Below are 18,548 nucleotides of genomic sequence, written 5' to 3' on the forward strand. Positions count from 1 at the left end.
AATATTTTTAAAGCACTTATTTTTCTTTCATTTATTCTGTTATTAAGAAGTTCATTTTTCACAATCCATATTTAGAGGGAACATTGGATATTTTTCTTAATGTGAACCTTAGGAGGGATTTTTAATGTCAAACTATGAAAATGAAGAAAAGCTAACAGGTGGAAATGTTTCTAACGTTTATCGCTCAGGTAACACTGTGCGACGCGAATTAAAGCCTGAAAGTACAAAAATACATCAGTTATTAAAACATTTAGAGAAGAAGGGTTACATTTATGCACCAAAGTTCTTAGGCATTGATGAAAAAGGAAGAGAGGTCTTATCGTTTATTGAAGGGGAAGCTGGAAATGACCCTTTAAAGGAATATATGTGGTCTGATGATTCCTTAAAAGAAATAGCTAAAATGCTCCGTCTATATCAAAATGCTGTAAGTGATTTTCCAATTTCAGATGATTGGGAGCCGATTGACAATACTCCTAAGAACATGGAAGTAATATGTCATAATGACTTCGCTAGATACAATATTATCTTTAATAGAGAAAAACCAGTTGGAATAATAGATTTTGATGTAGCCGGACCAGGCCCGAGACTATGGGACATAGCCTATACTCTTTATACATGTGTTCCACTAAGTAGATTTTATTTATCAGAAAATGGTGAAGAAGTTTATAATAGCCATTTACATAATGCAGATCGCATAAAACAAAGGGTTAGCCTGTTTTTTGAGTCTTACGGTGAAAAAGAGGAAGTAGATTATTTAAAGATGGTATTGTTAAGGATAGAAGGTTTATGTAAAACAATTAAAAGAAAAGCAAATGAAGGTGATGTTGCTTTTCAAAAGATGATTGATGATGGTCACTTAGAGCATTATCTAAATGATATTAAGTTCATTCGAAATCACGGTAACGAGTGGAAATAAAAAGTGGATTCTTAGAATGAAGGATGGCGATTGCTTTACTATATATATAAATTAAAAAAGGTCATTTTAACTACTAAGTAGAATAGTATAGATTCAATGTTATTAAGATAAGTGGTGATCTAATTGGAAAATAATTTACCAAAGAAAATTCATATCATTGGTTCTGTTGGAAGTGGTAAGACTACATTAGCAAGAAAAATGGCTACTAGATTAAATATTCCATATTATGAGTTAGATAATGTTGTGTGGAAAAGGCAAAATGGGCATAAAGATATAATGCGATCTGAAAAAGAAAGAGAAATACATCTAGAACAACTCTTTAGTTCGGATACATGGATCGTAGAAGGCGTTCATAATGAAGAATGGGTTGCTAATAGTTTTGAAAATGCAGAGTTAATCATTTTTTTAGATACTAAATATTCCATTAGAACTTATCGAATAATTAGAAGGTTTTTATTACAAAAGCTAAGATTAGAAAAATCAAATTACAAGCCGACTCTAAAAATATTTTTCAAAATGTTTAAATGGAATCGATATTTTGAGGAAGTAGGCAAACCGAAATTTTTTAAAAATTTATATAGAAATTACAATAAAAAAATCTTGATTTTAACGAATAAAAATGAGATTGAAAATTACTTTAACTAAGTTTCATATCCATAAGGTCGTAAAAGAGGATGTTCCAAAAGTGTAAATTTGGGGTATCCTCTTTTTAAAATTAATAGAAGTTTATTTGAATAGGGATCGTCTTTGTGTTTAGTAAAGCTAATAAATAATTTTAATGAAGTGGAATCGGTACATTTTCAACAAGTTCAGATAAAAATACAAAAGTTGCTTCTTGTTTAATTTTAGGTATGTATTCTTTAATCGCATTTGAGGTCATTTCACCTGGTTCTCCTACATGCCCAATTGCAATCATAGTTGTTTCACTTTTTACTTTTTCTAATAGTAAACGAGTTTGTTTTTCAATGTGGCTCATTGTGTATAAATCATCAAAAAATAACTTGTTTTCAATGACTGGTACACCAATCTCATCTGCAATTTTTGAAACGACGCTGCGATAGTTTGTTTTACTATCGAAAAAAAATAATCCTCGCTCTTTACAAACCGCCAAAACAATGCGCATTACTCTTTCATCGGAGGTTGCTTTTGAACCCATATGGTTATTTATCCCAATAGCAAATGGAACGTTATCAATTGCCAATTCTACTCGTTTACGAATTTCTTGGTCACTTAAGTTAGTTAAAATAGCATTTGGACCTAACCAGCTTGCTTTACCTTTTTTAGGTTCCATTGGTAAGTGAACAATAACTTCATAGCCTTTTTTATGAGCAGCGGTTGCATCTTTTTGGGTTGAAGGTAAGAAAGGCATCACTGCGACTGTTAACGGGATCGGCAGAGAAAGCATCTGTTCAGTTCCTTTCATGTTATTACCAAAATCATCAATTACAATAGCAACTTTATGATTTTTTTCAGCAAATACAGAAGAGCAAGTTGTAGAAAAAACAACTAAAGCCATGAGAATAGAAGTAATCCAAATCTTCATCGGTAAATCTCCTTTACATTAATTACTACACCCTACTATTTTCTGTGATTAAATGGAAAATAACCGTAAAATGTTGAAAAGAGTACAATTTGATAAAATATTTATTAAGTAAAATTGCAAGTTTGAAGAATAAGCCCGTAGAAATGTGAATTTGTGCTCAGTAAAAAAGAGGAAAAAACAATTAAAATTAAATATTAGTAAGAATTATAAAAATAAATTTAGGGGAATGAACAAGGGTTATGGAACAAAAGCATGCTGGGTTTTGGATTCGATTATGGGCGTTTTTAATTGACTGGGCAATAATTAGTATAGTGATCTGGATTGCAAAGCTAGTTATTGAAAATATACTTGGATTAACATTTACTAGTAGTTTATGGCCATACTACATGTCGTTTTTTATTTATCGACTTGTACTACCGATTACTTCTTTACGGGGGACGATTGGGAAATTTATGATGGGTTTAGTCATTCAAAAATCAGATGGTGAAAACTTATCAACGATCGATTCTGTAGGCCGAATTTTAGCACAAGAATTATCTACAATTACATTCGGAATCGGTTATATAATGATTGCTTTTACACGTAAGAAAAAAGGGCTACATGATAAATTGGCTAAAACTTTTGTCGTATACAAATCTACTGATCAAAATACAGTAGAACTTTAATAGATTGAATACTACGGAATATAATGTATCATTTCTTGAGTAGCCAGTGGCTACTCAATTTAATTTGTCATGGGAATTCCTCTCTTAAAAGGAACAGCTATTATTATTACCGAATTTAATAAATTAAAGTTCTAAATTAGAATTAGGAGGATATATGAAAGATTTCCATTGCTGTGCTACATGTCAGCATTTCAAAGCGGAGAAAAAGATAGAAGGAATGAAATATTATTGCAGTCGATTGGGATTTGAGACTAAAACAAATTATAAATTTAACTGTTGGAGTCCAAATGAGAAAGTGAAAAAGTTAATAAATGATATAGGAAAAGATGGCACGAATTGAAAAAATGACCTTAATCAAGGTCATTTTTAATTCTCCAAATAACGATATAATGTAGATTTACTGATTCCTGTTTCTTGTTTTATTTCTTCAAGCGTATATTTTTTGCTTTGATACATGACGATTGCACGCTTTACATTTTCATCTGGCTTTTTAGGTCTACCTGAAGTTACACCTTTTTGTTTTGCCTCATATAAACCTTTTTTTGTATTTTCACTGATTAGATCACTTTGAAAAGTAAGCAAATGCTTGACGATATCAATAAAAGCGTAGCCAGCTTTAAGACTCGTATCAATTTTTTCTTTATATGACTGTAAATAAGCCCCTTTAGAATCGATCACTTCTAATATTTCTACAAGATGGCGGGTTGAATCTGCAATTGCAAAGAGTTTTGAAATAACAATTTTATCATCTTGTTTTAGGTTAGTTAAGATTGTCTCCAGTTGAGTTCTATTTTTTGCAGATGAATGGTCTTCTGATATTATTTTTTTACAATTTAATTGTTTCAATTGAACTAGTTGTTCTTCGCATGTTGGATCTTCTTGATTTGGTCGCATATATCCAATTAACATACATAATCTCCTAACTATTATGGTGTTTATCATATCATACCATACGATATTCCCAAAAAAGGTTCCTTTTTGGGAAAAATGGTGTTAGACTATTTTTTAGATAATCGGCATCGAACTTTAAGTGCAAAAATAGATATGGGGTGTACGTTAATTGATAGAAAAAATTAAGAAAGAATGGTTTTCTAATATTAGAGCTGATATTTTAGCTGGGATTGTTGTTGCTTTAGCTCTAATTCCTGAAGCAATTGGATTTTCCATTATTGCAGGTGTCGACCCAATAATTGGATTATATGCTTCATTTTGTATTGCTGTTGTCATTTCATTTGTTGGAGGCCGTCCGGGGATGATTTCAGCAGCTACTGGAGCTATGGCTCTTGTATTAGCTGGTTTAGTAAAAAAATATGGTATAGAGTATATGCTTGCAGCAACTATTTTAACAGGAATCATTCAAGTGATTCTAGGTTTTCTAGGAATTGGTAAATTAGTAAAATTTATTCCTCGATCCGTTATGACAGGCTTTGTAAATTCGTTAGCAATTTTAATTTTTATGGCTCAATTAACTTATTTTGTTGGTCAGTCTTGGCAAATGTATGCCATGGTTGCTGGTGGATTAGTTGTAATCTATTTGTTTCCAAAAATTACAAAGGTAATACCATCACCGTTAGTAGCGATCATTACAATTAGTTTAATTGCAATTTTTAGTGGAAGTGATGTAAATAAAGTTGGAGACATGGGGAATATTTCAGGTTCGCTGCCAAGCTTTATTTTACCGAATGTGCCACTTAGTTTTGAAACGGTTAAGATTATTTTGCCTTATGCAATTTCTTTAGCTTTAGTCGGTTTAATTGAATCATTATTAACAGCACAAATAGTTGATGATCTGACAGATACGACAAGTAATAAAAATTTGGAATCTAAAGGTCAAGGAATTGCGAATATTGTCAATGGACTATTCGGCGGAATGGCTGGTTGTGCAATGATCGGACAATCGGTAATTAATGTGAAATCAGGTGGTCGAAGTAGATTATCCACATTTGTCGCTGGTTCCTTTTTAATGTTTTTAATTATGGTATTAAACAAGTTAGTTGTTCAAATACCTCTTGCAGCTCTAGTTTCAGTTATGGTCATGGTATCGATTAGTACATTTGATTGGTCATCTCTAAAAACATTAACAAAACTGCCAAAAACAGATGCAGCTGTTATGGTTGTAACAGTTGGAGCGGTAGTATCAACTCATAATTTAGCAATTGGTGTTATTATAGGGATTATATTAAGTGCTGTTTTCTTTGCAGCAAAAATCTCAAAAGTAAAAATAACTACTCAACTTGAAGCAAATAAGCGAGTTTATAAAGTAGAAGGTCAACTATTTTTTGCATCAGTTACTGATTTTGTTGCAGCTTTTAATTTTAAAGATGAAGTGAAAACAGTAGATGTTGACTTATCTAAGGCACATATTTGGGATGATTCAGGTGTATCAGCAATAGATAAAATTGTGATTAAATTCCACGAAAATGATATAAAAACAAATATTATTGGTTTAAATCCCGCTAGTAAATCAATTGTCGATTCGATAGCTTTATTTAATAAACCAAGTGGAATAAACGAAAATATTGGGCAATAAGAAATGGCTTCTTCATTTTTGAAGAAGCTTTTTATTTGTTTATATTTGGCTTGTTTCGAAAAAATACTGTAAATCTATAAACCTCTAATTTGGAATGATTAATATAGTAGTGTAATCAAATTCTTTTTGTTAAAAGCTGTCTAATACAGCTTATTTTTTTGTGAAAAATCAGGTTAATGCTAGAAGGTAAGTAAGCTCGAAAGTAGAAACCTATAAATATGATTAAAAAAGGTGTGTTAAATATGAACTTTAGTTTAGTTAATAGCCAATTGAAAATATTAGATGAAATTAATAGAATCTGTCGATCTCACAACTATAAAATATGGTTACGTGGCGGGTGGGCAATTGATTTTCTACTTGGAAAAGTTACTCGTGAACACTCAGATATTGATTTAGTGAGTTTAATTCAACATCGCGAAAACATTGAGAAGTCAATGGTTAATGCTGGTTTTGAGAAAAAACCAGTTAGCCTACTTCAGACAGATTTTCAGAAGAACGATCTAGATGTAAATTTTATTTTTGCAAAAATTTCAAACGAAGGTAACGTCATTGCGAATGGTTTTCCAGACTGGGAATGGCACAAAGATTCTCTATCAGAACATAAGTATCAATTAAACGGGATTTCCATTGCTGTTTTAAATCCACTCCAGTTACTTGAAGAAAAAAAGGTTTATGAAAAAGGCACTGGACGCAAACTTCGACCAAAAGATATTGAAAGTATGAAAATTATTCAAGATATCATTGATTCAAAAAACTAAATAATTTAAGAAAAGGTGATGTAATTAATGAGTACTTCAGAAATAACAATGAAAAGCCCTACACCAATCCTCCGTATTTTTGACGAAGAAAAAGCAAAAGAATTTTATCTATCATTTTTAGAGTTTGCTATCGATTGGGAGCATCGATTTGAAGATGATTTTCCTTTGTATATGCAAATTTCATTTAACAATTGTATAGTACATCTTTCTGAGCATCATGGAGATTGCAGTCCTGGGGCTGCAATTAGAATTGAGGTAGGAAACTTAGACGTATATCACTCGAAACTATTATCGAAGAAATACAAATATGCACGTCCGGGAATCGAAACAACACCTTGGAATACTCGTGAGGTATGCGTAGGAGATCCATTCGGTAATAGGATTGTGTTTTTCGAGAACATAAAAGAATAGAGAGAAATTTTCAACATAAGCCTTATAAATAAAGAGGATTGGCTTAGAGATTAATCTAGCTAATCCTCTATAAGAACTCGGTTTGCACTATTTCATTGTCTTTTTTCTTGAGTTTAGTGATGACCAAATGAACTGTATTAAACTAGCAACTAGCACACCTACAAGCGTATCTCTCATTCGATCCATTGCATAATGATCTGATTTGTGTTCAAATGCAAACACAAATAGTATTGTTAGAGCAATCTGGTGAAGTACTTTTTTGTCTAATTTTAAGAATTTAGCAGTATACGTACCAATTAAAATTATTAGCCCTAAATTCAATCCAGTAACTTTTAAATGACTAGCAACTATTACTGTAATGATAATTCCAATCATTGTTCCAATAACACGTTTAAAGGATAAACTGACCGTTTTGTCCATTGTCGTTTGAATAGTAAGAATTAGAGAAACCGGACCTAAATAAGGATGTTCGGAACCGAAAAATTTTGAAATTTCCCACGCTAATGTTGAACCAATCGATAATTTCCAAATTAGAGATGTTAAATTATCTGATGGGTTCTGTGATTTTAATTCTTCCATATACACCAAGCCTACGCCATTTTTCTTTATTTTCTGCTCAAAAAACTTCCTTTATGTATGATTTTGAAAAGTATAAATTAGATTTTTAATACTTATAATACTGTTTAGTTATAAAACAATATTTAGAAATGGGTTGAAGAAATGATAACCGTTTTATTTGAGTATAAGTTTGAAAAAAAATACTTAGAGGATTTTAAATCAAGATTAAAAAAATCTGCTTCTTTAAAATTTCATTCAGAGCCATCAAATATTGGAATGGATTTTATGCAAAGAGAAGATGAGCAATTTTATTACATTAATTTATTTATTAAATATAAAAGTATTGAAGATTATGAAGAAAGGACAAAGTTTGAAAGAAGCCAAGATGAATGGAATGAAACCTGGTTTAGTGAAGACATTACACATGAACTATTGTCGGTGACAATTTGGACGGATTTTAGTCCAATGTCTTAACTTGGAATATCGTTAAGGCAAGCATTTTGTGAACTTGGCTCAATATACGATAGTTAAAACCCGCAAGGATCTATTTAACCTTGCGGGTTTCATCATTTATTCGTTAATGTAAAAACAGTTAGTTCTGGGACACTAAAAAATCGAAAAGGAATTCTAGTAGTACCAATGCCACGATTTACATATAATGACATCGGTTTTACGTGTTCCTTTAATTCATATAGCCCTTCAGTATAAATGTTTGCAAGCGGTGGGGTATAGATTGCCTCATGAAAAGGTAGTTTTACTTGACCGCCATGACTATGACCAGAAAGCTGTAAGTCGATTGGATATTCTTTCAGTCGGTCTGCTACATCAGGTTCATGAACGAGTAATAGGTTGAATGCATTTTTATCTATATCTTTAAATGCTTCGGTTGGATTGGGTCTTCCTAATAGATAGTCATCTAAACCAATAATGTTCATTTCAATATTCTTTAGTTTGATCTTCACATTGTTATTTTCTAAAACTGTAAAGCCAGAATTAACGAATACTGCTGAAGATATTTTCTTTCCTGCCCCGCCAACGTCGTGATTACCATATATTGCATATTTCCCATATTTAGCTTTTAATTGTTGAAGGATGGATGGAATTTGGTCGATCTTATTGTAGATTGAGCTATTATCAATTAAATCACCAGTAAATACAATTATGTCCGGTTTTTGTTTATTAATTTGATTCACTACATTTTTTAACTGCTTTAATGAAAAATGCTCTCCTAAATGGCTATCACTAAATTGGACAATTTTCAGTCCCTCCATTGATTTTGTAACGGATTTAGACGATATGCTAATTTGATTTAAATCCAACATTTTAGGTTCAATACTTTTTGAATAACTGTATATCATGATTGGGAAAATTAATAATATTAGGATAAAAACTATTAATCTTCTAATTAGTTTTCTAAATAGGATATATTTCATGTTGGTTAACCTACCTTTTGTTAATTTATAGATACTACATAAATCGCAAATAAAATGAATAGTGCGCTGACGAATATTTCAATAGTTCTCATGTTTTCACTCCTTGAAAGAAGTTTAAGCTCTTTTTGTTACACGAACGTGACAAAAAATATAAAAGTATGGGGGAATTAAAATCAATATATTAATCGCTGATGATGAACAAGATATGTTAAAAATTTTGCAAGCTTATTTTAAGAAGGAAGGATATAATGTTTTTCTAGCAGAAGACGGTGAACAAGCTATTGAGTTATTTTATAAAGAGAAAATTGATCTAGCTATACTTGATTGGATGATGCCGCTTAGTAGTGGGTTAACTGTATGTAAAGAAATTAAAAGAAATAGTGATACAAAAGTATTAATGCTGACAGCAAAGAGTGAAGACGAGGACGAATTACAAGCATTAAAAATAGGTGCTGATGATTATGTAAGGAAACCGTTCCATCCTGGGATCCTAATTACTAGAGCAAAAAAGTTATTGAAAGAAGAAAATCACATCATAATAGGAAACTTAAAGGTAGATTTTAAAGGGAAAATGGTTTTTAGAAACGATGAAAATTTAAATTTAACTAAGAAGGAAATAGATTTATTAAGCTGCTTAGTTCGAAATCGTGGCAACATTTTATCACGCGAGGATTTATTAGTGAATGTATGGGGGATCGATTATGATGGTGATGATCGAACTGTTGACACTCATATAAGGAGATTAAGAGAAAAAATAGGAGAAGATCTTATTCAAACACATCGAGGTTTAGGATATAGTCTAATAAAAGAAATATGAATCGATTAGGAAGAAAAATATCGATTGCGATTACAATCTGTATTCTCTTTGTTTTTATTTTTTATCTAATTATCAATTCCTACTTATTACCAAAGTATTACTTATATCAAATGAAAACTAGGTTGCATAATTTGACTAATGAAATAGATCAAATGTCGACGGCTGAATTCAAACAAGCAATTAGTAAATTTGAACAAAAAAATAATGTTACGATCGTTTATGAACCAATACAATCTAATTTGGATCAATTTAATGGATTAGTAAGAGATAAATTAAATCAAAAAAGAGTAACACTAAATAAATTTTGGGTAACGGATGAATCTTTAAATCAAGTTAAAAGTGGTAAAAGAATTAGTAAAATTTATGATCAAGGTAAATTAAAATCGAGTTTTTTAGTCGACTTTATCCAAAAAGATAATCTATTTATCGTGGTTGGTGTTTCAATTGTTTATTTAAGTGATGCTGTTCAAATCGTAAATAAATTTACCATTTATATAATGATTTCATTAATAATACTACTGATTGCAATGGTTTGGATTTGGTCAAAGAAAATAACTGATCCTTTAAAAGAATTAAAAGATATTTCCAAAGAAATTGCTCAGTTAGAATTTAAAAAAGCTACTATTTCGACGAATGATGAAATCGAAGAACTTGCAAGAAGTATTAATGAAATGAGTGACAAGTTGAGACTTGCACATGAAGATTTAAATCAACGAAATGCAAACTTGAAAACGTTCATATCAGATATTTCTCATGAACTTAAAACGCCGTTAGCTTTAATAAAAGCTTATTCTGCGGGAATTAAAGACGGAATTGACGATGGTACATATGTAGATACAATTATAAAACAAACAGATCAAATTAACCGATTAATTGATAAGTTATTAGAGTTATCAAGAATTGAAAGAGAAGTTTTGCAACTTGAACGTATCGATTTAATTCTCCTGATGAATCAGTGCATAGAAAGCTATGAAATTGAATTGATGCAAAATAGGATTGAAATAAAAATTAACCAAAATGGAATACGAGAGCTATTGATTGAAGCCGATCGTGATCAGATTGAGAAAGTCGTTACGAATCTAATTAGTAATGCGATTAAATACACAAAAAGTCCGGAAGTTTTAATTCAGTTTCAAGAAAATAATGAGGGATTTATATTCATAATAGAAAATGAGACACATCTAAATCATTCCACTCAAGTCGAAAAAATCTGGGAACCATTTTACGTAATGGAGCCATCTCGAAATAAACATTTAACCGGAACAGGTTTAGGATTAGCAATTGTACAGTCGATCTTAAATCGTCATCGGTTTCAACATAAAGTTAGATTAATTGATGGGAAAATACAATTTAGCATTCATTTTCCAAAGCCCTTACAATAGCGTAAGGGTTTTTAATTTTGTCCTTGGCTGTAACATTCGTGTCACAAAGCACCATTATGCTTACAACCAAGGAGGGAATGAAATGAAAAAAATAGTTATTTTATTTTGCACAAGTATTTTACTAATGAGCACTTTTTCAGGTTGTCAAAAAGAAAATAAAAAGTCTAAAATTGTTTCAACTTATAAGCCAAATGATTTTACTTTTGATGTTAATCCAGAAACGTTTGAGCTTTTTGTAGAGAAAGATGGAGTAAAGGAAAGTGCGTCAAGTCCAATGAAAAAGGAGAAAGTTACAAAACTAGTTAAATCAAAGCAGTCAGCTTCATGGAGTTATCCAGATCAACAGATTGATGTTGCGATTAAAAAGAAAGCGAATTACTTAGATGTAACTCTTAGGTCCAATGGTGCAAAGAGTTTTGAGTGGCCAAAGGTCAGCGCTAAAAGCTATATTATGCCTTTTGGAGAAGGGAAGTTGATTCCAAGTAATGATGAGAATTGGAAAAAGTTTTTATCTAATGAGGAGCTTTCATTCGCTGAAAGTTTTTCAATGAGATTTTTCACGCTAAATAAGGGCAAGTATTCGATTACTTACATTGCTAAAAATATGTTCAATAATACAGTAAAGTTTAAGTCGGCACCTTCAATTAATTTTGCATTTGAACATGAATTTCCAACGATTAATCCGGATAAAACATATGGTTTTCGTATTTATGTAACAGATCAAAATATTGTTCATATAGCAGAAGTTTACAAGGATTATATAGTTGAAAAGGGTGACTTTAAAACTCTAAACGAAAAAAGTAAAGAGAACCAAAATATTAAAAAGCTATATGGTGCACCACATATTTATTTATGGAATAGTGAAGCAATTACTAATGAAAACATAAAATGGAATTTACTTCAAAAGAAATTAAATGGACCTTTCTTCGACTGGACTAAGGCATTAATAAAGGATTATGCCCCAGAGGAATTTAATGAATATAGTAATGTATTAAATGATGCCAAAAAACAAACTTATCTTGATAATTATCAAAAAAACAATATCATAAATGCTTTAAATAGTGTCTTAAAATTAACCCAATTATATAAAGAATCAATTTTTCCAAAGTTAGATGAAGAATCAAATAAATTAATTAAAAGGGGTATTAAGAATTTAAGTGAACAAGAACTTTATTCTTTAAATAAGCATCTTTTAAAAATTTCTTTAGGGGATTCAATTGATCCGATTAATCAGTGGGCGAAAAAAGATTCGATTGATTTAGTAAATGATTTATATCACTCCGGTATTAAGAAAGCTTGGATTGGACTTCCGAATTGGGCGAATGGTTTAATGAATCCCCAAATGGTAAAACAAGCAAATGAACTAGGTTATTTAATTGGACCTTATGATTCCTATCATTCAATTCAAAAAGATGCATCGATTGATTGGAACACTGCGTCATTTCAAAATAAAAATTTATATCAAAATGCTACGATTACAAATAGAAAGGGCGAAAAAATTAAAGGATTTTTAGGTAGAGGTAGAAAGCTAAATCCAACATTATCATTACCAAGTGTTAAACAACGAGTTGGCGGGATATTACAAAATGATATCGACTTCAATACTTGGTTTATTGACTGTGATGCGACAGGGGAAATTTATGATGATTACACGACTGATCATCCAACAACACAAAAACAAGATTTAGCTGCACGCTTAAATCGAATGAATTATGTCGCAACGAAAAAGCACATGGTGGTTGGGTCTGAAGGTGGAAACGACTTTGCAAGTAAAACGATTGCATTTGCCCATGGGATTGAAACACCTGTAATACAGTGGAGTGATCCCGATATGAGAACAAATAAACAAAGTAAATATTATGTTGGAGGATATTGGTCTTCTACAAACAGTATACCAGATCGATATAGTAAGCAAGTACCGATTAAACAACTTTATAAGGATGTTTATTTAAATCCAGTTTATACATTGCCGATGTACAAATTAGTTTATAACAATTCAGTTATAACAACTCACCATTGGGAATTTGGTAGCTTAAAAATAAAAGATGAAGTAGAAAATCGCATGCTTTACGAATTGCTTTATAATGTTCCACCTCTTTATCATCTTGATTCGAAGGAATGGACTAAAAATAAAGCGAAGTTAACGAACTATTTAAAAATATGGTCGCCATTTCATGAAAAAGCTGTTCAAAAAGAGATGACAGATTTTAAAATCCTCTCACATGATCGCTTAGTACAATCAACAACATTCGGAAAAAATCTCAAAGTTATTGTTAATTTTTCGGATGAAAATTTCAAGTACCGTAATGTGACTATTTCACCAAAGACAGCGGTAATTTACGATGGAAATAAGAAGATTGTTTTTAATCCTTATAACTAAATATGGAGTACTCGTAACATAATTTAAAACACTATAACTCTACAAGAAGATCAGTTTTCTTGTGATTTGTAGTGTTTTTTTAGTTTACAGACATTTTCTGAAATTTTAAATGAAATTTAGAGGTTTTCATATTAGGAATATTTATCAGTTTTATTGATTGATCAACAAGTATTATTTCTACTAAACTCACTAAATTATTTACGAATTAGAACTCCTGTACCGATTGAAACCATTGAAGACAATTCAAGAACATCTTCATTGTACATTCGTACACAGCCATGTGAAACAAAGTGACCAATTGAGGCAGGGTTATCAGTTCCATGAATACCGTAATGTGGCGCTGATAAACCCATCCATAGGACTCCAAAAGGTCCACCAGGATTTGGATCTTTATTTATAATTGTATATGTTCCTGTTGGGGTTGGAGTTAGCATCTTTCCTACACCGATTGGATAAGTTTTAATTAGTTTGTTACCATCGAAAAGTTTAAGTTGTCGGTTTGAAGTAGAAATATCAATCCAATTAGTCAAATTCATCAGCTCCGTTTTACACATTGTATGTATGAATCAAAATAGATGTTAAATTTATATGGAATGGAAGGACTTGTGAGGGCTTAAATACTCAAAATATACGAAAATAAATACCATTCTATTTAAGATTTACTTATAAAAAAATTTCTTATAATCTACCAATGCTTATATCAAGTTCAAATCTATTGAATACACTATAGGACAAGCTTTCTAAAGGAGAGGATCAATCGATAGTGTCTAATACTGTTAAATATTTTCAACTTGCTCAAGAAGTTTCAAAGAGAATTGGTTGGTTAACTGAGGTAATTTATACTCAATGGCAAGTAGAAACAGCACATTTTACTTCTAATAATTTTAAGAAGAATAATAATATTGCAGGCCAAACCTGGTATCCGGGTTTACCACTTAGTATGAGAGGAACTGCTAGACCTAAGAGCGAAGGTGGATATTATATAAAATATGCTGATCCAGTTCAGGGTTATGTCGATTTCATATTAAGTAATCCGCGATATAGCAAAGTCAAAACATTCAAAACGGCGGATGAACAGTTTAAAGCAATTGCTGATGCAGGCTGGGCAGCTGACCCAAATTATGCAGATGTGCTCATTTCAGTAAATAATGCAAATATAAAAAATGGATTATATAAAAAGATTATGCAAATAGAATCGAATCCGTATAAGGGAATCTTAAAAAAAGGGTCAAGAGGAGTGCGAGTTAAAAAGGTACAAGAAAAAATAGGAGTAAAAGTGGATGGGATATTTGGTATCCTAACTGAAAAAGCCGTTAAAGAGTTTCAAAGTAAAAACGGTTTAGTAGTAGATGGAATTGTTGGAGTAAAAACATGGAGCAAACTTTTCTATCCATCGAATATATAAAGTGATTAGTAGTTTATAAATTGACCTTGTATTCATATAATACAGGTCATATTTTTTAGTTACTTATTTAAAGGGAAAAGCAATGATTTTAGTGAATAGTAATCTTATGGAAGGATGAGATTTTGTGGAAATTAGAAAAGCTTTAGTAAATGATTACGAATCAATCGTATTTATAGATTCACAAGTAATTGGAAGTCGAAAAAGGGAAAATAAAATACATAATTCAATTAAAGAAAATAGATGTATAGTTTGTGAGATAAATAAAAGTATAGGTGGATTTTTAATTTTTCATAAGTTTTTCTTCGGTCATCTATTTATTGATTTGATCATTGTTTCACCAAGAATGAGAAGATTAGGTATTGCTCGAAATCTTATGGAATATATAGAAAAAATAGGCGAAAAAAAAGTATTTTCTTCAACTAATCAATCAAATAGTTTAATGCAAAATGTGTTTTATACTTTAGGTTATATAGAAAGTGGAACTATTGAAAACTTAGATGAAGGGGATCCCGAAATTGTCTTTGTGAAAGTGATACACTAGTTTTTTCCAATTAAACTATGTAAAAGCTCATAAAAAACCTATTACTCAAATAGGATATGAATAATAGTTTTAATCTTTTAACAAGTAATTTTGAAAAGCGTGACATATTTATCAGTTCGATTAATGAAAGCATAAATCAAATTACATAAGTTTATGTTTTATTAATTACTTTAGTCTAATTTGTTTAAAAATTTTTAAATACCTTCTTCCTGTTATTCTATTTACCTATGCTATATGAATAGAAATAATATATAAATGCTCCAATTATATCAGTACAAGGAGTGGAAATATGGATTTTAAAAGGGAGTTTATATTAAGAACAAAAGCAATTTATAAAGAAACTGTTACAGAAAATATGGCCTATAATAAGATGTGCGAGAAGTTTGAATCATATTTTGTTGATTTAAAGGAGTCTCTGAAAAAGGAAATTGAGGTTTCAAATGGTGAATTTGATATAATGATTGATAAAAACAATGTGATTGAAGTTTTGTTAAATCAAAGAGAGTTACAAATCGTTATTGAAGATACTGAAGTCGTAGTCACTATTAAATACTTCGATGAATTGCAAAATGAACAGGTCGAAAGTAAGATTGATATAATTGAATATGATAGTGGGGCATATAAGAGTCAAGTATTTCAATCTCCAATTACAAGAAATATTATTGATAATTATTTAGCAATTGCTTTTAGAGATGATTTAGAAAAGACTTTTGAGAGTTATAGTGAATGATTGATTTAATAAAAAATATTGAACCTTAAAATGAAGAGCTTGGAATATCCAGGCTCTTTATTCTGTTGTAAATGAAAGCTGAAACGACCAATTACTAGAGTTTGATGGAAACTAGTTGCTAAAACATATTAACATTTAAAATTATTAATAAATCTTCAAAACACGATATCTTTATAATTAATTAATAGTACATAAAGTAATTGATCACTATAGAATTTTTATATTTCAACCATTTTGAAGAGCTTGTTTTTGCAAGCTCTATTATTATTTCTAGACTAAAGTTCTTCTACTTGAAACCTTAATATAGTTTTTAATTTTTCAGGTTGAGTTTTTCTTGCATCAGAAATATAGATTTCTTTATGTGTTTTTTGAACTCTTTGTAAACCATTCTCCATGCAAAACTCTTCCATTTGTTTAAAAGTTCGTGGTTCATCGTCATAGCTTCCGACATGCATCATTTGAACACATGAACCCTCTGTAATCGATTCGAATTTAACGTTTTCTAGTAGTGGATTTTTCTTTTTTTGTTTTAGTTGATCTAAGACAATTTGAGCTAAATTGTCTGTTACAAAGTCAGGTTGTCTGATCATTAATTTATATAGAAGATGATCTTTATTTAAATAGTCAAGCTTTCTACCTTCTTCATCTAAGTCCCAAACTCCTTCGAGCGGGAAAACAGTATAATCAAAGTATCCTTCTGGAACAATTCCCTTTTTAGGTAACATTTTAATTGCATATGCTAATGAATAAAGTGCTTCTACATTAACTTTAAATAATTCATTATTTGGATTACCTTGTCCTTCAATCGTTATGTAGTTAAATGAAGGTAAATTAATTTTAGAAGGCTCACTTTTAGGTAGATAAATTTCTTTTAAACTTTTTCTCCATTCAAATTTACTCACTAAAAAAACTCCCTTATTGATTACGTTGTGTGATGTTGCTTCTACAATTTAAAACAATTCTTATAAAAATAAAAAGCAATCACATAAAAATGTCATTGCTTTTAAAAGTTTCATTAATGATATGTACGGTAAACACCAATTACTTTTCCTAAAATTGATACTTGTTTTAATAGGATTGGATATAGTGCGTCATTTTCAGGTTGAAGTCTGAAATGGTCAGTTTCTTTATAAAAACGTTTAACAGTTGCTTCACTATCTTCTGTCATTGCTACAACAATTTCTCCGTTTTCAGCAGTAAATTGTTTCTTAACAATTACTAGATCATCATTCAAAATACCTGCATTAATCATACTATCTCCTTCTACACGTAACATAAACACTTGTTCGTTAGATGGAGCGACAGATGTAGGTAATGGAAAGTATTCTTCTACGTTTTCTACAGCAGTAATTGGAATACCTGCAGTAACCTTACCAATTACAGGGATGTTAATAATATCGTTATACACTTCACTGTATGGAGCTTGTGGTTCATTGACAACAGTAGTTGCATCGCCTAGAATCTCAATCGCACGCGGTTTTGTAGGGTCTCTGCGAATAAATCCTTTTTGTTCTAGTCTTTCTAAGTGTCCATGTACTGTAGAACTTGAAGCTAACCCAACAGCCTCAGCAATTTCCCGAACTGAAGGTGGATAACCTTTAATCTTTACTTCATCTTTAATATAAGCTAGTATCTCTGCTTGCCTTTTAGATAATTTGTTCATCCTAATTTCCCCCTTGCTATATAAAGTAGATAATACGTTCCTCTTTATTTTTTTCATTATATCATGATAGGATATGATATACAAACGTTAGTTCTATTTTTTATTAAAGTAGTTTTCATGTTCGTATGGAGGGAACAGTTAATGAATGCAATAATTTATGCAAGAGTAAGTACTGCCAAGGATTCGCAAGAGACATCATTACATAGACAAATAAGTGAACTAACCGAATTAGCAAACCGGATGGGAATGTGTATTCTAGATTCAATTAGTGAACAAGCAAGTGGATATGAAGTAGAACGTGATGGTTTATATCAGTTATTCCAAGTTATAAAGGAAAATCAGGTAGATGCTCTACTTATACAAGATGAAACTAGACTAGGTCGAGGGCATGCTCGAATTGCGCTATTACACTATTTGAAGAAAGAAAATATTAGATTATTTACATCTTCTCATAATGGACAATTTCAATTAAGTGAAAGTGATGAAATGGTTTTAGAAATTTTAAGTGTTGTAGAGGAATATCAGCGGAAAATTCATAATATGAAAATAAAAAGAGGTATGAGAAAGGCGGTTGAAAACGGATACAAACCTCAAAAAAACTTAATCGGTAGTGTAAATGCGGGTGGAAGAGATAAGTTAGAATTACCTATATTAGAAATAGTAAGATTACGTCAAAATGAACTTACTTTTGAAGAAATAGCAGCTACCTTAAGGGGTTTTGGTTATAACGTTTCAAAGGCAACAGTTAATAGAAGATATAATGAACATATGAAAGAAAACTCCAATATTGAAAGCTAAAGCAATTTATTGTAAGAT

Annotated in this window: 22 protein-coding genes; 15 read left to right on the plus strand and 7 right to left on the minus strand. The window is 30.8% G+C overall.

Annotated features, from left to right (window positions below; translation table 11 throughout):
* The first annotated feature begins 124 nt into the window (after positions 1 to 124).
* Positions 125 to 916 (plus strand): phosphotransferase, encoded by a 792-nt coding sequence (locus CN692_RS13570; RefSeq protein WP_098119707.1) that lies wholly within the window; start codon positions 125 to 127, stop codon positions 914 to 916.
* A gap of 123 nt (positions 917 to 1,039) precedes the next feature.
* Entirely contained in the window at positions 1,040 to 1,561 is a 522-nt protein-coding gene (locus tag CN692_RS13575) for a shikimate kinase (RefSeq protein ID WP_098119708.1), read from the plus strand.
* A gap of 130 nt (positions 1,562 to 1,691) precedes the next feature.
* Here the strand turns inward: CN692_RS13575 and CN692_RS13580 are convergent, their stop codons facing one another.
* Positions 1,692 to 2,432 (minus strand): divergent polysaccharide deacetylase family protein, encoded by a 741-nt coding sequence (locus CN692_RS13580; RefSeq protein WP_373604951.1) that lies wholly within the window; start codon positions 2,430 to 2,432, stop codon positions 1,692 to 1,694.
* Between the two features lie 266 nt (positions 2,433 to 2,698).
* Here CN692_RS13580 and CN692_RS13585 point away from each other — a divergent pair, with 266 nt between their 5' ends.
* The gene (locus tag CN692_RS13585; RefSeq protein ID WP_098119710.1) at positions 2,699 to 3,124 is read left to right on the plus strand and encodes an RDD family protein; all 426 of its coding nucleotides are present in this window, start codon (positions 2,699 to 2,701) and stop codon (positions 3,122 to 3,124) included.
* A gap of 154 nt (positions 3,125 to 3,278) precedes the next feature.
* Entirely contained in the window at positions 3,279 to 3,464 is a 186-nt protein-coding gene (locus CN692_RS13590) for a hypothetical protein (protein WP_098119711.1), read from the plus strand.
* A gap of 26 nt (positions 3,465 to 3,490) precedes the next feature.
* Here the strand turns inward: CN692_RS13590 and CN692_RS13595 are convergent, their stop codons facing one another.
* Positions 3,491 to 4,033 (minus strand): recombinase family protein, encoded by a 543-nt coding sequence (locus tag CN692_RS13595; RefSeq protein WP_098119712.1) that lies wholly within the window; start codon positions 4,031 to 4,033, stop codon positions 3,491 to 3,493.
* Positions 4,034 to 4,184: 151 nt separating this feature from the next.
* On the opposite strand from CN692_RS13595, the gene CN692_RS13600 reads away from it, so the two are divergent.
* The 3 genes from CN692_RS13600 (at position 4,185) to CN692_RS13610 (ending at position 6,823) form a co-directional block, all read left to right on the plus strand.
* Positions 4,185 to 5,654, plus strand: coding sequence for a SulP family inorganic anion transporter (locus CN692_RS13600; RefSeq protein ID WP_098119713.1), 1,470 nt, complete (start codon positions 4,185 to 4,187; stop codon positions 5,652 to 5,654).
* Between the two features lie 242 nt (positions 5,655 to 5,896).
* Positions 5,897 to 6,412 (plus strand): nucleotidyltransferase domain-containing protein, encoded by a 516-nt coding sequence (locus CN692_RS13605; RefSeq protein ID WP_257144031.1) that lies wholly within the window; start codon positions 5,897 to 5,899, stop codon positions 6,410 to 6,412.
* A 27-nt stretch (positions 6,413 to 6,439) separates the two neighbouring features.
* Entirely contained in the window at positions 6,440 to 6,823 is a 384-nt protein-coding gene (locus CN692_RS13610) for a glyoxalase superfamily protein (RefSeq protein WP_098119715.1), read from the plus strand.
* Between the two features lie 87 nt (positions 6,824 to 6,910).
* Here CN692_RS13610 and CN692_RS13615 read toward each other — a convergent pair whose 3' ends face one another.
* Positions 6,911 to 7,402, minus strand: a complete 492-nt coding sequence (locus tag CN692_RS13615) for an FUSC family protein (protein ID WP_098119716.1) — start codon at positions 7,400 to 7,402, stop codon at positions 6,911 to 6,913.
* 141 nt (positions 7,403 to 7,543) lie between these two features.
* On the opposite strand from CN692_RS13615, the gene CN692_RS13620 reads away from it, so the two are divergent.
* Positions 7,544 to 7,855, plus strand: a complete 312-nt coding sequence (locus tag CN692_RS13620) for an antibiotic biosynthesis monooxygenase (protein ID WP_098119717.1) — start codon at positions 7,544 to 7,546, stop codon at positions 7,853 to 7,855.
* Positions 7,856 to 7,947: 92 nt separating this feature from the next.
* Here the strand turns inward: CN692_RS13620 and CN692_RS13625 are convergent, their stop codons facing one another.
* A complete protein-coding gene (locus CN692_RS13625; RefSeq protein ID WP_098119718.1) occupies positions 7,948 to 8,814 on the minus strand; it encodes a metallophosphoesterase in 867 nt (288 codons plus the stop codon).
* Positions 8,815 to 8,986: 172 nt separating this feature from the next.
* Between CN692_RS13625 and CN692_RS13630 the strand changes: the two genes are divergently transcribed.
* The 3 genes from CN692_RS13630 to CN692_RS13640 all read left to right on the plus strand — a co-directional run bounded on the left by CN692_RS13630 (position 8,987) and on the right by CN692_RS13640 (position 13,393).
* Entirely contained in the window at positions 8,987 to 9,631 is a 645-nt protein-coding gene (locus CN692_RS13630; protein WP_098119719.1) for a response regulator transcription factor, read from the plus strand.
* A 131-nt stretch (positions 9,632 to 9,762) separates the two neighbouring features.
* Positions 9,763 to 11,013: a sensor histidine kinase gene (locus CN692_RS13635; RefSeq protein ID WP_179874441.1), complete on the plus strand. Its 1,251-nt coding sequence runs from the start codon at positions 9,763 to 9,765 to the stop codon at positions 11,011 to 11,013.
* 82 nt (positions 11,014 to 11,095) lie between these two features.
* Positions 11,096 to 13,393, plus strand: a complete 2,298-nt coding sequence (locus CN692_RS13640; protein WP_098119721.1) for a glycoside hydrolase — start codon at positions 11,096 to 11,098, stop codon at positions 13,391 to 13,393.
* 194 nt (positions 13,394 to 13,587) lie between these two features.
* Here CN692_RS13640 and CN692_RS13645 read toward each other — a convergent pair whose 3' ends face one another.
* Entirely contained in the window at positions 13,588 to 13,923 is a 336-nt protein-coding gene (locus CN692_RS13645) for a L,D-transpeptidase (RefSeq protein WP_098119722.1), read from the minus strand.
* Positions 13,924 to 14,156: 233 nt separating this feature from the next.
* On the opposite strand from CN692_RS13645, the gene CN692_RS13650 reads away from it, so the two are divergent.
* From CN692_RS13650 to CN692_RS13660, 3 genes are all read left to right on the plus strand, one after another.
* Positions 14,157 to 14,798: a glucosaminidase domain-containing protein gene (locus CN692_RS13650; RefSeq protein ID WP_098119723.1), complete on the plus strand. Its 642-nt coding sequence runs from the start codon at positions 14,157 to 14,159 to the stop codon at positions 14,796 to 14,798.
* A 124-nt stretch (positions 14,799 to 14,922) separates the two neighbouring features.
* A complete protein-coding gene (locus tag CN692_RS13655; RefSeq protein ID WP_098119724.1) occupies positions 14,923 to 15,339 on the plus strand; it encodes a GNAT family N-acetyltransferase in 417 nt (138 codons plus the stop codon).
* A 289-nt stretch (positions 15,340 to 15,628) separates the two neighbouring features.
* Positions 15,629 to 16,069 carry a hypothetical protein gene (locus CN692_RS13660; RefSeq protein WP_098119725.1) on the plus strand — a complete coding sequence of 147 codons (441 nt, stop codon included), beginning with the start codon at positions 15,629 to 15,631 and terminating at the stop codon, positions 16,067 to 16,069.
* 275 nt (positions 16,070 to 16,344) lie between these two features.
* Here the strand turns inward: CN692_RS13660 and CN692_RS13665 are convergent, their stop codons facing one another.
* The gene (locus tag CN692_RS13665) at positions 16,345 to 16,971 is read right to left on the minus strand and encodes a GyrI-like domain-containing protein (protein ID WP_098119726.1); all 627 of its coding nucleotides are present in this window, start codon (positions 16,969 to 16,971) and stop codon (positions 16,345 to 16,347) included.
* Positions 16,972 to 17,084: 113 nt separating this feature from the next.
* Positions 17,085 to 17,732 carry a transcriptional repressor LexA gene (gene lexA / locus CN692_RS13670; protein WP_098119727.1) on the minus strand — a complete coding sequence of 216 codons (648 nt, stop codon included), beginning with the start codon at positions 17,730 to 17,732 and terminating at the stop codon, positions 17,085 to 17,087.
* Positions 17,733 to 17,873: 141 nt separating this feature from the next.
* Here lexA and CN692_RS13675 point away from each other — a divergent pair, with 141 nt between their 5' ends.
* On the plus strand, positions 17,874 to 18,530 hold the full coding sequence (locus tag CN692_RS13675; protein WP_098119728.1) for a YneB family resolvase-like protein: 657 nt from the start codon (positions 17,874 to 17,876) through the stop codon (positions 18,528 to 18,530).
* The last annotated feature ends 18 nt before the right edge of the window (positions 18,531 to 18,548 follow it).

The organism is Bacillus sp. AFS002410, assembly GCF_002556365.1.
Lineage (GTDB): Bacteria > Bacillota > Bacilli > Bacillales > Bacillaceae_G > Gottfriedia.

Bases quoted from the DNA above. Each gene is read 5' to 3' on its own strand.
- CN692_RS13570 (WP_098119707.1), top strand. From the start codon at position 125: ATGTCAAACTATGAAAATGAAGAAAAGCTAACAGGTGGAAATGTTTCT.
- CN692_RS13580 (WP_373604951.1), bottom strand. From the start codon at position 2,432: ATGGCTTTAGTTGTTTTTTCTACAACTTGCTCTTCTGTATTTGCTGAA.
- CN692_RS13585 (WP_098119710.1), top strand. From the start codon at position 2,699: ATGGAACAAAAGCATGCTGGGTTTTGGATTCGATTATGGGCGTTTTTA.
- CN692_RS13590 (WP_098119711.1), top strand. From the start codon at position 3,279: ATGAAAGATTTCCATTGCTGTGCTACATGTCAGCATTTCAAAGCGGAG.
- CN692_RS13595 (WP_098119712.1), bottom strand. From the start codon at position 4,033: ATGTTAATTGGATATATGCGACCAAATCAAGAAGATCCAACATGCGAA.
- CN692_RS13605 (WP_257144031.1), top strand. From the start codon at position 5,897: ATGAACTTTAGTTTAGTTAATAGCCAATTGAAAATATTAGATGAAATT.
- CN692_RS13610 (WP_098119715.1), top strand. From the start codon at position 6,440: ATGAGTACTTCAGAAATAACAATGAAAAGCCCTACACCAATCCTCCGT.
- CN692_RS13615 (WP_098119716.1), bottom strand. From the start codon at position 7,402: ATGGAAGAATTAAAATCACAGAACCCATCAGATAATTTAACATCTCTA.
- CN692_RS13620 (WP_098119717.1), top strand. From the start codon at position 7,544: ATGATAACCGTTTTATTTGAGTATAAGTTTGAAAAAAAATACTTAGAG.
- CN692_RS13625 (WP_098119718.1), bottom strand. From the start codon at position 8,814: ATGAAATATATCCTATTTAGAAAACTAATTAGAAGATTAATAGTTTTT.
- CN692_RS13640 (WP_098119721.1), top strand. From the start codon at position 11,096: ATGAAAAAAATAGTTATTTTATTTTGCACAAGTATTTTACTAATGAGC.
- CN692_RS13660 (WP_098119725.1), top strand. From the start codon at position 15,629: ATGGATTTTAAAAGGGAGTTTATATTAAGAACAAAAGCAATTTATAAA.
- lexA (WP_098119727.1), bottom strand. From the start codon at position 17,732: ATGAACAAATTATCTAAAAGGCAAGCAGAGATACTAGCTTATATTAAA.
- CN692_RS13675 (WP_098119728.1), top strand. From the start codon at position 17,874: ATGAATGCAATAATTTATGCAAGAGTAAGTACTGCCAAGGATTCGCAA.